We start from the raw sequence: 13,604 nt of genomic DNA on the forward strand, positions 1-13,604 counted from the left end.
GTCGAAACGATCGCCACAATTCAAAAGGCCGACGATGATCCGCGAGGCGCGTAGAAGCGCTCGTCGACCCGAGTACTCACGGACGAACGCGGATGATCGTCTTGCCGCTGATCCGTTTGGTCGGATTGAAAGCGGCTACGGCATCGTCGAGGGTCGCGATGTTGCCGATGTTCGCCCGCAGTCGTCCGTCCCGCACTCGCTGGACAATCTCACCCAATTGGGCGCGATCGGACACGAGAACAAAGTCGATCGCCAAGCCGTCGGCGGGCCGCGCCTCGGTCGGGCCGGCGATGGTCACCAGCGTTCCTCCGGTTCGAATCAGGCCTGCGGACCGCTTCGCGATGTCGCCGCCGAAGACATCGAAAACCAGATCGACTTGGCCGACGTCTTCTAGGGCGTCGTTCTCGAGGGCCACGAACTCCTGTGCGCCGAAGTCGAGCGCCGCCTGACGGTGGGCGGCGCGTCCGGTGCCGATGACGTAGGCGCCGGCCTCACGTGCGAGTTGGGTCACCATCGACCCAACTGCGCCAGCCGCGCCGTGCACGAGGATGCTCTGCCCCGCCTGAAGGCGACCGTGCAGGAATAATCCTTGCCACGCGGTCAGGCCCGGCATCGCCACGCTCGCACCCACCGTGAAGTCGACGTCGCCCGGCAGCGGCGCGAGGTTGCGTGCCTCGACGGCCACATACTCCGCCAGCGTGCCGCCGCGATACGAGTCCGTGAGGCCAAACACCCGCTGTCCCACCGACAACCCCCTCGTGCCATAGCCAAGGGCGGTGACCACTCCGGCCAGCTCTTGCCCGGGAATCACCGGCGCCCGATCACGGCCGAAGCGATCAGTCCAAGTCGAGGGCCACGTCAGCTCATCCCAGGTGAATCCCGACGCATGAACCTGAACGACGACGTCGTTTATCGCTGCGTGCGGCTCGGGCTGGTCCACCAGCTTCATCCCCGCCGTTCCAGCGGCCTGGTCCGCTACCACAATCGCCTTCATGTAAATTGTCTCCTCGATTGTTTGCCTGTTTGCTGGACATGTTCCGGCGATAGGAGCCCCTTCGACATCTCTTGCCAGGGGCACCCCTGTGCTGGGAAACCGGTAGCGTTCGCTGAAGATTTCACTTGTCCAGCAGCGGATAGAATTGGGTCCAGACGTCGTCTTTCTTAGCGCTCGCCATGTGGCAGAACGCGCATTCGGACTTTGGCTGCAGCTTGGCTGTCGGCGCCTTCGGCTCGTGATGATTGAAGTTGTAGTAACCCCAGCCTCCGGTGTCGGCGTAGCGCTTGCTATCCTTGACCGCAACGTCGGCGCCGTTCAGCTCTCCCGGGAAGAAGCCTCGCCCGGAGGCCTCGGTGCGCGACCCATCCGGGTTCTCGGCTGGGAGTGTCAGCTGTAGTTCCTTGAAGAAGATCGTTCCCTCCGGAAACTCACCTGTCTTCTTGTAGAGCTCGTACGAGCCCGGCTCGATGTAGACGTTGTGAAATTCGGGAAAATTGGCCTTCCCGCCGTTGAGCGCATTCGGAGTGAGCGGTGAGCCGACGAACACCCACTCATTGAAATTCTTCGGCAGGATCAAGTCGCCCGATGCGGTATATTCGGGGAGATAGCGCTTCCTCGTCGGTGCGCCGCCGTTATTGGATTCGGACTGCGCGAATACAGCCGTTATAGCAACTGCGCTGAAAACCGCTCCGGCGATCAGTAGGGTAAGGCGCCTACCTTTTTTCTCCATGACCATACTTTTCTTCCTACGCAATTGAGTAATATTCGTCCCTGGTTGCCCTGGGCGTTACTCGATGATGAAATCTGCGACAGTGGCACCCATTGATCGCAGCGCAGGCCGAAATTTTCCAATAGCCGGCATATATAGTTTCCATAGCAGCGGGGAATATTGCTGCGACGGTCCTCTCTGCCATTCGCAAATCAAGGCAAGGTGCGCAGGCCGCGACGGCACCACGCCGCACGGCGAGGCAATAACGATCGTCTATCGACTCTATGGCGAGAGGTGATTTCCCTCGCCGTGGGTTCGACCGCCATGGTGTGAGCCCGCATTTCTGTCGGAAGCGGTGAAGGATTATTCTGCGCTCTAAGCGCCAGACATTTCACACAAGGAGCGCGATTGTGGTGCTGCAAAATAACGATGTCTTCCCCTCGCTGACTTTTGCTCGCACCGGTGGCGGCGAAATCCATTTGCCTGGCGATCTGGCCGGTGGATTCGGTGTGATCCTGTTCCACCGCGGTTCCTGGTGTCCGTACTGCAACGCCCAGCTTGCCGCTTTTGCGCGAGCGGCGGACAAATTCGCCGAGGAGGGCATCAAGGTCGTCTCAGTATCGGTAGACGATCGGGAAAAGTCGGAGGCGCTCGTCGAACAGCATAAGCTCGGTTTCTCGGTCGCCTACGGCGCCGACGCACGAGCGGTTTCCGCGGTCACCGGCGCCTTCGTCAATGACAATCCCGTCTGTCTCCAGGCAACAGGCTTCGTCCTCAATCCCGAAGGCCGGATCGTGACAGCCGTCTATTCGACCCGCGCGATTGGCCGTCTGATGCCCGACGATGTGCTGAGTTTTGTCCGCCACCTCAGATCTTCGGCAAAGAACTGAGGAACAGCGGCAAATTAGCAGGGAGGTCGATGAATGGCGCAGTCGTTTGTAGAGCCGTGCGGCAGAGGCGTTATCGATGCAGAACCCTGCCCGCGAGAGTTCGGGCGGGAAACGTCGCCTCGGTGCCGGCGGATGGTGCTCACGGCCTGTGTGCTCGCATCCTCGATGGCGTTCATCGACGCGACCGCGCTGCCCGTCGTGTTGCCGAGATTGCGCGCTGATTTCGGTGCGGACCTCGCCTCCGTTCAATGGGTTCTCAACGGGTACATGCTGGCGCTCGCCTCGCTGACATTGATCGGCGGCGCGCTCGCGGATGTTTATGGCAAAGCGCGCATGCTCGCGCTCGGTTGCGTCCTGTTCGGTCTGGCGTCCGCGGCTTGCGCGCTAGCGCCTTCACCCGCCTGGCTGATCGCTGCTCGCGTCGCGCAGGGAGTGGCCGCAGCGATCGTCACCCCTGCCAGCCTCGCCCTGATCGGAGCCACCTATCCGCGCTCGGAGCGGAGCCGGGCGATCGGCATATGGGCGGCGGCGTCGGCGCTGACCACCGCGGGAGGTCCCGTCCTGGGCGGCTGGCTGACCGAGACCTTCGGCTGGCCATCGGTGTTCTGGATCAACCCGCCGATCGCGATCGTAGCAGTAGGAGTTCTGCTGCTCTTTGCGCCCCAAGATGGCCTCATCCAGCGCAGGTTCGACGTGATCGGCGCCGCGATCCTGGCTTCGTCGCTCGGGGCGCTCGCCTGGGCGCTCAGCCAGGTCGGCCCGGGTGAAGCTCGGGCAGCGGCGGATGCGCCGGCCCAAAAGGGCATGATGCTGGCGATCGTCGCCGGGCTCGGCATTGTCGGGCTCGCCCTCTATGCGTTCTGGGAGCGCGCAAGCGAACACCCGATGACCCCACCCCGCCTGGTGGAGAACCGCGCCTTCCTCGGGCTGAACGTCGCTACATTGATGATCTATGGGGCGGTTTCGATCATGTTCTTTCTGCTGCCCTTTGACCTCGTCGACCGCCGCGGCTTGCTGGCCACCGATGCCGGCTTGGCATTCCTGCCCTTCGCGCTCGCTGTCGGACTCCTGTCGGGCGTGTTCGGCGGGTTGGCGGACAAGATTGGTGCGCGGGCCATGCTCATCGCGGGGCCTGCAAGTGCGGCGCTTGCTTATATCTGGATGGCGCTCGGTCAGAAGGAATCCTTGATGCTTGGCGTGATCGGGCCCATGTCGCTGCTTGGCCTGTCCTTTGCCGTGCTCGTGGCGCCGCTCACCGCGTCCGTCCTGTCGAGCGTTGACCAGATGGATGAGGGGCTCGCTTCAGGCATCAACAATGCGGCGAGCCGGATTGCGCAGCTTGCCGGCGTGGCGCTGGCGGCCGGTATCGCGTCCTTCGAGTCCGGCTACGAGGTCGGTCTCGCCGTAGCCGCCGTGACCTCGATCGGCGGCGCCTTTACAGCTGCAATAACCCCGACTCCGGCCGCGGCGAAAGCGGGCGGCTCGGGAGGGGCTTAGAAAGTATGGAATTCAACCAGATTCGATATTTCCTAGACCTCGCTGACAGCCTTAACGTCACCGAAGCGGTGATGTGGAGCGGAATGTCCCAGCCCACGCTCACCCGCGCGATACAGCGGCTCGAATAAGAGGGAGCACTATCCCGACTGGAGAAGTTGGCGCGCGGCATGCTGAGGAGCTTTCGCGTCAAGTACGATTTCTGGTCCGATACCCCGGAATTCAACGAGCCGGTGGAGGAACTGAGGAGCTTGAGTCCTGCGTTTTGGCGCCGGTAGAGGATCACTGCATCCGCATGAGATCGTGCGGCGAGAAGGTGATGAGACATTCCAAGCTCGGAACGATCAGGGCGATCTATGCGACATTCCAGGCTAACGACGACCCGCGCCTGACGCTCGTCGTCCATGCCCCGCCGGATCGATACACGGCGAAGTGGACGGGCGTCGAATTCCACGGGGACGCGAATGGACCCGCGCCAGGCTTTATGAAGTGCGTCCCCGTGAATAGCGTCGGCATGAACAATGCCGCTCGAATACGCTTATACTCTCGTCCAGGCGCAATACTGCTGCGCGAACGTGATCTGGCTTCGCGCCGCGGTGACGGCTTCGCGCATGCGGTCTTCCAGCGTATTCAGATCTTTCGAGGCGCGGCAATAGGCTACGCAATGTGAGCGTCGCCCACGCGCAGAGCGGCGAGGCGGACCCGCCTCCGGTCGGCGTTTCGGAAAAGATCGCGGGCAGATCGAGGCCGGCGTTGCTGAAATGTTCGATGAAGCGGGCGCCTGCATCTGGATGGGACATCCCCGTAGCGAAGCCGGCAACAATCCAGCTCCAGACTTCGTGCCAGAGGGGGACACGGGGAAGCGAATTGATATCGCCGAAGCACTGCACTTCATTAAAAGCCACGCCCCCTCCCGGGCGCGCGTAAGACGCCGCCAAGCGGATAAATTCGGCTGGTTCGCTTTGATGAACCAGCACGTAACGGGCGACAACCATATCGATCGAGCGTGGGGCGAGATTGGCACGCGAACTTTCGAGGAATTCAATATTCGTGTAACCAGCGTCGTCGGCGCGATCGCGCGCTGTGATCAAAATGTCGGGGTTGCGATCGAGACCAATTGACCGATCCGATCGGCCCCACCATGTCCGCCGCGAGCATGGCCACGTCTCCAGTTCCGCAACCAAGATCAAGCACGCGCATGCCCGGCGATAGACCTGCATCGCGCAACAGCCGGTGAGTGATCGGACGAATAATGGCTGACTGCAGTTGAAGTCGATTCTCTTCTTGTCGGGTATGTCCCAATACGTACCTTACGTCCTGCATATTAATCTCGTTGTATTCGCGCCCCGGGTCCGACCTAGTGTTTCAATGACCGAGCACCAGATCCGGAAAGGACAAGATATGGTGATGCGGTTTCAAAAACTCATATTGGCGCTTGAGGTCGGGCAGCTCATTCATCTGATCGAAGGCAGCCAGCTTCCTCGGCTGGCCGCGCTCACGCTCGAACATCTTCTGATCGAGACACAGGTTGTAGACCAGCCGCCAGCAGCCAACCGTCCGCCGAAACAGCTTTCCTGCGTCATGTCGGGATAGATCCTGAACCTACAGACCCTGCGCACCAGCATGTGTTCGTGGGTGGGAAACGAATTCCAGTGCAGGATCATCCATCGCAAAACCCAGCCGCAAAACTCTGACTATCGCTGCCGATTTTTGCGACAGAGTTTTCATTGAAAATTCAGCGCTGCCGACTTTGTCGGGAACTCAGGATTTCCGCGACATTCAACCGCGTGACCGTGGCGGGCGCTTCATGGTCAAAAGCTCCGTCACCTCATGCCGATCAGCTGCTGATGAGATTGCCACTGTCAGAAATCTCCCGTCAGGATATGTTTTGGCTTCATCGTAGAGCTTGACCAACTGCGAGCGCCAGGCATAACGCCGCTCCTCAAACTTCTCTCGTTCAGCTCCCCCCAAGACCACCACGACTGAAAGCCGTCTGTATTCGGGCAGGAAGGTGCAGAACGCCTTGGTCTTCTTGTAGCGCAGGGACCAACCGCGCTTCTTGCCGCCATAGAGCCACTCCGGCGCGAAAACGCCGGGGTAGTATACCTCGATCCAGTTCCGCAGCTCGGCCCAATGCTCGGACGCCTTCGGCCCGATCCAGTTGCGGACGGTGTGGTCATCAGGCGGCGATGATTTGTCGGTGATCCTGTCGCCGATCTGGGGGGACTGTTCCATACCGCTGTCCTTCCACCACAACTTTATCAAGTACGTTTCGGAAGACTTGGCGCCCGCACCTTCATCTTGCGCGACAGATATGTCGCCATATTCCCGAGGTTTGAATCGGTGTTGCGCCTGATATTTCTTCCGTGCTCAGCCCGGCATTGGGGCGTAGGCGAGTTGCCCGTCAAGACAGAAAACCGGGACGCGGATTCGCGGACACGGAACTTGGACTTCCGACACGTTCTTGGAGGACAGGCCTAGGTCTTGCCGTCAATCACGCGCTGGACTTGATCGGCGTTCCGCGCGCCAATGCGATCGCCGACCAGCTCCACCGAATGCAGGCAGGACGCACCGAAAGTATTCAGACGCCTCAACTCCATCTGAACCGACGAGCGCTGCTGGTAGTGGCTCCCATCAGAGCGAAGGCCATTCCGGCGACCAGACAAAAGACCGCGCCATGATCTCCGCCCAAGCCGAAGATCAGTGAGACCAAGGCGGAACCAAGTGACCATCCGACGTAGCGAGCCGCGGCATTCATCCCACTCGCAGCCCCGCTACGCCCTATGGGTCCAGCCGTCATCATCGCAGTGTTGTTCGAGGTCTGGAAAAGACCAAAGCCAATACCGCAAAGGGCGAGGCGCCAAACGACATCCCACTTCGCCGGAGTTGTCGGCAAGAAGACCATCAGAAGCAAACCGGCCGCCAACAACGCCAAACCAATGCTGCAAATCACCGAGGCAGGGTAGCGCATTGTCAAGCGGCCGGCGATTGGAGCCGTGATGGCAGTCATGAACGGCCAGGGCGTCAAGAGAAAGCCTGTTTCCACGGCCGAAAGATGCATCCCCGCCTCAAATAGAAACGGCAAGGAGACGTAAGCCAGGATTTGTGCGGCATAAGAGCAGACAGATGTCCAGACCGATAGGGTAAACAGAGGTATACGGAAAAGATCGAACGGCAACATTGGCCTAGCATTACAGTTGTAATTTTTGCTTGAGATGCGCTTTGCGCGCGTTGGCTTGATGAGCCCTGCGCCAGGATGACCATGCGAGGATGTGGGCATGCGGGATGCGCCGCTGGGCGAGCTTCATGGCGATGCGGCGGATTTCCTGGATCGACCAGCGGATCAAGAACGATGCTTCGGTCGGGGCCGCGGTCGCGTTTTTTTAAGCAATGCTCCGGTGTTGGCCCGATGACGGATGACGGCCATCGTGGCGAAGGCAAGCATGACCAGTGAGACATGGCGATGCCAGCCATGCCAGGAGCGGGTTTCGTTGTGATCAAGACCGAGCTCGTTCTTGGCGGTTTCGAAGCTGTCTTCGATGGCCCAGCGATGGCCTTCCACGGATACCAGCTTCTGCATGGACGTGCCCTTGGGGCACCATGTGGAGAAGAAGGCTAAGCTGTTGTCGGCAATATTGCGGCGGATCAGAAGACCTCGGGTCCATTCCCCGGCAAGGTCGTCGTTGTATTCGCCGGCGTCGAGATCGGCCAGCTCAAGATAGGCCCAGTCGTGCCAGCGCGGACCTTTGGTTCCTTCGCCGGACGGCAGGCGGCGCCAGGCCTTCTTGGGAAGGCTCTGCGCGATCGTAGAGGCAGTGCCGGCGACAGGCTGCTGCTTGCCCCAGGAATAGAACACGTGATTGGAAGCAACCCCCAGAACATAGCCTTTGCCCGCCTTGCGCAGCAGGGTTTCGATCGCTCCCGTGCCATACACGCTGTCCGCTGCTATGAACGAGAACGGCACCTTTGCGGCGATCGCGCGAGCGATCATTTGATGCGCGATCCGGGGCTTCGTCGCAAAGCTCACATCGCTCGGGACATGTGCGGCCTTCAGGCGAGCGGGTTCGTCCGTCCATTCCTTTGGCAGGTAGAGCGCCCGATCGATGAAGGCATGGCCATGCCGCGACACATAGGAGGCAAACACTCCGATCTGGCAATTGGTGATCTTGCCCGCCGAGCCAGTGTACTGGCGCGCGACCCCACACGAGGCCTTGCCCTGTTTCAAAAAGCCGGTCTCATCGATGACCAGAACCGCGTCCTCGTCACCCAGCGTTTCCAGCGCGTACTCACGTACAATATCGCGCAGCGCGTCGGCATCCCACTGCCCCCGACCCAGAATCGCCTGCTGGCGCCACGGGCCTGGATCGCCAGCCGCTTCCGCCCGCATCCAACCCGTCTTGCGCGGCTCGTTGCCCAACAGTCCGTCGAGAAATTGCCCCGCCGAGGCCGCGACCCGCTCTTGCGTAAACAGCGGACGGATGCGTTGCTTGGCATCTCGCAACGACGAAGCCCACAGCGTCAGCGTATCCTCAACCGACGCGCCACCAATCATCAGATCCCGAATCATGGTCGCCCATAGATTCAGAACCTTCAGGAAGATGCAACTGTAATGCTAGGGTGCCGGAGCTGTTGTCGAACGAAGAGGCCAAAGCAGAAAAGACCTGCGAGGATCTCTCCCATCGCAATGCGCCCATCGCCAATACCCAGCGTACCGACACCGACGACAAAAAGCCCCAACGCTAACGCATTGAGAGCCGTCCCGATCAGATCGAGAGGGCGAGCAACCCGAACGTCTGATGGTGCAGCGGCAATAAATAGCGGTACCGCGAGGCCGAATGGCACATTCACCAGAAACAACCAGGGCCATTTTGCCACGGCAAGTATTGTCGCCGCGATGGTAGGCCCTACTGCTCCGGGTATCGCCACCGCCAATGCGACCAACGCGAGACCCTTACTGACCATGCGATGCGGATAGATCACGCGTACAAATGCAACGCCGGCCACAGAAACCCCGGCCGCTCCGACACCCTGAATCAAGCGCGCGCTCACCAGCATCGGCAATGTTGGAGCGAAAGCGCAACCCAACGACGCGAGGACGAAAATAGCTAGACCAGCGGCATAAACACGTTTCAGACCGAATGATTCGACCAGACTTGCAACGGGCAACAAGCAGACCGTTGCCGAAAGCTGATAGGCATTCACAACCCAAACGGTCGCCGCGTCACTACTTGCGAATGAACGCGAGATATCTGGCAAGGCGATATTCACGATCGCGCTTCCGAGGGAACTTAGACCAAGTCCAAGCAAGACGCAGAGCATTGCCCAGCGGCGCTGAGACGCCGTTAAACGTTCGACGCCGCTCATCAGGATGCAATCTCCGGCGCGATGACAACAACAATCTTGAAGGCTTCGGGCCGTGTCGCGCGCCGCCCCCGCCTCTCAAGAGTAGTCACCGCCGCTCTGCTGACTGAGGTTACCGAGATAGTCGCGCTTCCCGAACTTCGCTCCGAGGTGCCGAAGGATCGCGTGCGCAATCGAGATGTGGAAGAAGAAGTCGGGCAGCATCAGGTGCCGGATGTAGTCGTCGCCGCCGAACCACCCGCGCACAATAGGCGGAGTCAGCTCGTATGTGTGCGACCGCGCGCCGGCAATCTCGTCCGGCTGCACGTTTTGCAAGAAGCCGCGGGTCTCGAGGAGCCGTCCCTTCAATGCCGGGTACATCATGGGGGGTGTTGTGGGGTGCTGGCGCGTCGCGCTGCATCAGCTTCGCCATGTGCGCGCCGACCTTGTTGCAGCTTACGGAAAACTGTTCTCCGAAAGTCAGCATGTCGGACGCGAGCCGCTCGCCAAGGATCCTTCCAGGCTCAAATCCTCTGGTCCGCTCGAGCACCTGGGCGTGGTCGAGATAGTCGTCCATCACGTTCAGTCCGTGCACCATGACGGGGACCGTGATGTCATAGACCGAGAAGGACACGCTGAACTCCACGCGCTCGTTTGTACCCTGAACGTCGGCCGGACCCGAAAGGCCGATAGCCGAAACGAATGGTCACAACAGGCTCTTCAATCTTCCAGCTTGCCGCACCAGCTTGCGGGATTCGACATTACCTCCGCGAAACTGCGGCAACAGGAGAGCGTCCAGGCATACGGTCTCCTAGTGACGCAGGACGGGATATCCATTCACATAAATCCAGTCCGTGGCCTGGGCAGGCACGTGGCACCCCTGGCAATCGGAATGGTAGTCCGTCGAGGTGGTCTTGAGCGGCTTGTCCGCGTCGAACCACGACCATCCCCACCCGTCGCCCCACAGCGGGTTTCCGGGGTGCGTTCCTTTGCTGTCTCTCACCATGACGAACCAGCCCTTGAGCTTGTCGGCGTGGCTGACCGTGCCGGTGGTCATCTCGTTCGTCGAGGTCGCGAAGACCTCTTTCACCAGAACGGCACCATCTGGGAAGTGCCCCGTCTTCCGGTAGGCGTCGATCGCCCCCGGGGATGCGTAGACGGCGTGGATTTCCTTCGAGCCCTGGCCGCTGTCGGCGGCAATCGCCCAGTCGCCGAGCGCTTGGTAGAGGGTTCGGTAGTCCGCCGGCACCCGCAGCTGCCCGGCGGCGTCCACGACATTCGCGGCCGGGCCGGCGGGAGCCGCTTTGCTGATCTGCGCGAGCGCCACTACGGTGCCGGCGACCAGCGAGACGGCTACAGCCAAGCCGACAATCCTCGATAATTTCATGGGAGTCTCCCTTGCTGCCCGCGCGGCGACTCGGCGCAACGGCTTCGATAGCTGTCGATGCGGCCGCATGTGCTCGGACGACCCAGCGGACCCGAGAATCGGATGCGGCCGACGAAATTTGAAATTCCCTTTGGACATGCATTCGATAGGCGCGGGGTATCGTCGTCCAAAAAGCACTGTGCGCGCCCGACGCCCATCTGTCTGCGATCAGCCGTCGAGGAGCGCGCTGTATGGGCTGCGTAGGAGCGCACATGAAAGGGCACTTCGCGATCACTCTTTTCCCCTCGCGTCGCAACGCTTCGAAGGTGTCCGTGCCCCTAGCCGGACAGCTTTGCGGTACGCGAGCGCACAGTCGCCGAGGGGCGTTTCAAACCGGCTGATTCCCGGATTATCCTGGATGTCGCTTTCCACCTTCTGCCTCACTCGCTCATCGGCGGCCGAACCTTGCAGCCCCGCCTGCGAACGTCTGCCGGCTACAGCAAGCAGCGAACCGCGCGTCCCGACGAAAGGCGACGGATTGCGGATTCGCGGCGCGATGCGCGAACTTGTCCTTCAGTCGCGCCCGCGCGCCCCACGGCTGCCGGCGGACGGCATCTCGCTGACGCCGGCTAAACGAGCCGCTACTTCAACATAGCAAGATAAGCAACGAGGTCGGCCCTATCCGTCGCGTCTTTTAGGCCAGGATAAGGCATCCTGTTTCCGGGGACGGCCTTCTGGGGAGATTCCAGATACGCATTAAGCGACTTGTCGTCCCAGACGACGCCGGAATTCTTCATCGCGTTGCTATATCGGAAGCCGGGAACTGTGCCCGCCTTCCGACCGACAATCCCTTCCAGCCCCGGACCGACCCGATTGGCGTGATCCGTGGCGTGGCATACCGCACAGGCCGCGAAGACGCTCTTCCCATGCTCCGCATCCTGCGCGTAGCCGGCGCTCGCGACTAAGCATGCAAGCATGAGCACGGCGTTAAGCGCGCCGACTTGCCGCGCGTTCTTCATTGCTAAACTCCATTTTGTATGCAGGCTTAGAGGTGGCGCGGCCGTTCGATGTAATGGTTGAGGTCGTCGCCGAGCCTGAGCGCGAGCGCCCCCAATGGTCCCGTCGGATTGTAACCGGCATTGAAGGGATAGACGGAAGCACCGACGATGAAGAGATTCTCCGCATCCCAATGTTGCAGATGGGGAGAGACAACACTGGTGCCGGGGTCCCTTCCCATGATCGTACCGCCGGTGACATGGGTGGTCTGATAGACTTGGCTATCATAGGGTCCCTTTCGTGGCGCCGTCGGCGGCGCGATGTCCGCGCCTGTCGCTTTGGCGATCTCGTCGATCTTCTTCGAGAGATATACAGACATCTTGCGCTCATTCTCGCGAACGTCGAACGTCATGCGCAGAAGCGGTTGTCCATAAGCGTCGACATAGGTCGGATCAAGATCGACATAATTCTCGCGATGTGGATACCAACCGCCATGGGCGGAGATGGTGAAGCTATGCGCGTACCAGTCGGCATTGGCCTTCTTCCACGCTGAGCCCCATTTCGGCGTGCCGGGCGGGACGGCGCGGCTCGTAATCGGCCGTCCGTTCGTCACGTTGGCGTAGATGTATCCGCCGCCAAGGAAGCCGAGATTGCTATGATCGAAATTGTCGCCGTTAAACTCGTCGATCACGGTCTGTGACGCGCCTGAAGCAAGGAACGGGTTGATCCAGCGGTCCTTGAAGAAGACACGCGTGCCGGACATTGTCTGGTGGCAAAAATTCTTGCCGACGACCCCGTGACCAGTCTTCGGATTGTAAGGCGCCCCAATCCCTGCCATCAGCAGAAACTTGGTATTCGACATCGTGAACGAAGAAAGTACGACGACGTCGGCGGGCTGTTCGTACTCCTCGCCGGTTACACGATCGATGTAGCGAACGCCTCTCACGCGCTTTGCCTTACGATCATAAAGAATGTCGAGAACATGGGCTTGCAGACGCAGTTCGAAGCTCTTGCGCCTTCTCAGCATCGGATAGAGGAGGACCTCGGGGCTCGCCTTGGCGTTGGCTTCGCAGATGAAGCGCTCGCAATGGCCGCAGAACTGACATTGACCAAGCTGCATGCCATCGGGGTTGGTGTAGGCCTTCGGTGAATTTGCCGCCGGCATGGGAAAAGGTTTGTAGCCGAGCTTTTTGACCGCCTCGGTGAAGATCACGCCTGCTTCGGTGATAGACAGAGGCTTTTGCGGAAACTCGTTCTGCCGCGGCACCTCGAACGGATTTCCGCCCTCCTGCACTTTGCCACGCAGATTTCCTGCCTTACCGGCAATGCCGAACAGCTTTTCGAACTGATCGTGATAGGACTCCATCTCGGCATAGGTGACGCCCCAATCCTGGATCGCCATTTCAGCTGGAATAGCTTTCTTTCCATATCGGTCCTCAAGGTGGGTGTGCAAAACGGGATCAGATTCGCTCCAGCGCCAGGTCTGCCCGTTCCAGTGATTTGCCGCGCCGCCCATCCCTTCGCCCGGTTTGAAGGCCTCGAGGCGCCGTATCGGCAACGCCGTTCCGCTTATGTCATGGCGTAGCGTGTAGGTCTGGACAGACCAATCCTGAAAGAGATCACCATGGACGTGCCAGCGCAGTTCGTCGCGCTGCGATGGCAGGCTTGTTGCGGCGGTAAGGGTGCGGTCGATTCCACGTTCAAGGACGACGACATCGACACCTCTTGCTGTCAGCTGGCGTGCAGCCAGCGCCGCCGTAAACCCTCCTCCAACGAAAACGACCGTGCGATTTTTCAAGCGAGTAGCCATGA

The 13,604-nt window shown here is 60.5% G+C and carries 16 protein-coding genes and 1 pseudogene; 6 read left to right on the forward strand and 11 right to left on the reverse strand.

Annotated features, from left to right (window positions below; all coding sequences use genetic code 11):
- Positions 1–76: 76 nt before the first annotated feature.
- Together MTX19_RS35195 and MTX19_RS35200 are read right to left on the reverse strand one after the other, a co-directional pair.
- Positions 77–994: an NADP-dependent oxidoreductase gene (locus MTX19_RS35195; RefSeq protein ID WP_280981306.1), complete on the reverse strand. Its 918-nt coding sequence runs from the start codon at positions 992–994 to the stop codon at positions 77–79.
- A gap of 121 nt (positions 995–1,115) precedes the next feature.
- Positions 1,116–1,733: a cytochrome P460 family protein gene (locus MTX19_RS35200; protein ID WP_280981307.1), complete on the reverse strand. Its 618-nt coding sequence runs from the start codon at positions 1,731–1,733 to the stop codon at positions 1,116–1,118.
- A gap of 383 nt (positions 1,734–2,116) precedes the next feature.
- Between MTX19_RS35200 and MTX19_RS35205 the strand changes: the two genes are divergently transcribed.
- The 6 genes and pseudogenes from MTX19_RS35205 to MTX19_RS35230 all read left to right on the forward strand — a co-directional run bounded on the left by MTX19_RS35205 (position 2,117) and on the right by MTX19_RS35230 (position 5,683).
- The gene (locus MTX19_RS35205; protein WP_280981308.1) at positions 2,117–2,596 is read left to right on the forward strand and encodes a redoxin domain-containing protein; all 480 of its coding nucleotides are present in this window, start codon (positions 2,117–2,119) and stop codon (positions 2,594–2,596) included.
- A gap of 132 nt (positions 2,597–2,728) precedes the next feature.
- Complete coding sequence (locus MTX19_RS35210; RefSeq protein WP_280981309.1) at positions 2,729–4,093, forward strand: MFS transporter; 1,365 nt, start codon at positions 2,729–2,731, stop codon at positions 4,091–4,093.
- A gap of 5 nt (positions 4,094–4,098) precedes the next feature.
- Positions 4,099–4,218 (forward strand): annotated as a pseudogene (locus MTX19_RS35215) (LysR family transcriptional regulator); the annotation flags it as partial.
- Between the two features lie 191 nt (positions 4,219–4,409).
- Entirely contained in the window at positions 4,410–4,760 is a 351-nt protein-coding gene (locus tag MTX19_RS35220; RefSeq protein WP_280981311.1) for a hypothetical protein, read from the forward strand.
- Positions 4,761–4,851: 91 nt separating this feature from the next.
- A complete protein-coding gene (locus MTX19_RS35225; protein ID WP_280981312.1) occupies positions 4,852–5,211 on the forward strand; it encodes a hypothetical protein in 360 nt (119 codons plus the stop codon).
- A 247-nt stretch (positions 5,212–5,458) separates the two neighbouring features.
- A complete protein-coding gene (locus tag MTX19_RS35230; protein ID WP_280981313.1) occupies positions 5,459–5,683 on the forward strand; it encodes a hypothetical protein in 225 nt (74 codons plus the stop codon).
- Positions 5,684–5,869: 186 nt separating this feature from the next.
- Here the strand turns inward: MTX19_RS35230 and MTX19_RS35235 are convergent, their stop codons facing one another.
- The 9 genes from MTX19_RS35235 to MTX19_RS35275 all read right to left on the reverse strand — a co-directional run bounded on the left by MTX19_RS35235 (position 5,870) and on the right by MTX19_RS35275 (position 13,602).
- On the reverse strand, positions 5,870–6,325 hold the full coding sequence (locus MTX19_RS35235; RefSeq protein ID WP_280985702.1) for a DUF3788 domain-containing protein: 456 nt from the start codon (positions 6,323–6,325) through the stop codon (positions 5,870–5,872).
- A gap of 355 nt (positions 6,326–6,680) precedes the next feature.
- Entirely contained in the window at positions 6,681–7,271 is a 591-nt protein-coding gene (locus MTX19_RS35240; RefSeq protein WP_280981314.1) for an MFS transporter, read from the reverse strand.
- 10 nt (positions 7,272–7,281) lie between these two features.
- Positions 7,282–7,437 carry a hypothetical protein gene (locus MTX19_RS35245; protein WP_280978692.1) on the reverse strand — a complete coding sequence of 52 codons (156 nt, stop codon included), beginning with the start codon at positions 7,435–7,437 and terminating at the stop codon, positions 7,282–7,284.
- Positions 7,434–8,657: an IS701 family transposase gene (locus tag MTX19_RS35250; protein WP_280984181.1), complete on the reverse strand. Its 1,224-nt coding sequence runs from the start codon at positions 8,655–8,657 to the stop codon at positions 7,434–7,436. Before MTX19_RS35250 ends, MTX19_RS35245 begins: the two co-directional genes overlap by 4 nt.
- Before the next feature lie 23 nt (positions 8,658–8,680).
- A complete protein-coding gene (locus MTX19_RS35255) occupies positions 8,681–9,454 on the reverse strand; it encodes an MFS transporter (protein WP_280981315.1) in 774 nt (257 codons plus the stop codon).
- A 75-nt stretch (positions 9,455–9,529) separates the two neighbouring features.
- Positions 9,530–9,814, reverse strand: coding sequence for a DUF1993 family protein (locus MTX19_RS35260; RefSeq protein ID WP_280981316.1), 285 nt, complete (start codon positions 9,812–9,814; stop codon positions 9,530–9,532).
- A 427-nt stretch (positions 9,815–10,241) separates the two neighbouring features.
- A complete protein-coding gene (locus MTX19_RS35265; protein WP_280981317.1) occupies positions 10,242–10,817 on the reverse strand; it encodes a cytochrome P460 family protein in 576 nt (191 codons plus the stop codon).
- Positions 10,818–11,437: 620 nt separating this feature from the next.
- A complete protein-coding gene (locus MTX19_RS35270) occupies positions 11,438–11,815 on the reverse strand; it encodes a cytochrome c family protein (RefSeq protein WP_280981318.1) in 378 nt (125 codons plus the stop codon).
- A gap of 26 nt (positions 11,816–11,841) precedes the next feature.
- Positions 11,842–13,602 (reverse strand): GMC family oxidoreductase, encoded by a 1,761-nt coding sequence (locus MTX19_RS35275; RefSeq protein WP_280981319.1) that lies wholly within the window; start codon positions 13,600–13,602, stop codon positions 11,842–11,844.
- Positions 13,603–13,604 lie beyond the last annotated feature (2 nt).

Origin of the sequence: Bradyrhizobium sp. ISRA464 (assembly GCF_029910095.1) — a bacterium.
GTDB lineage: Bacteria > Pseudomonadota > Alphaproteobacteria > Rhizobiales > Xanthobacteraceae > Bradyrhizobium.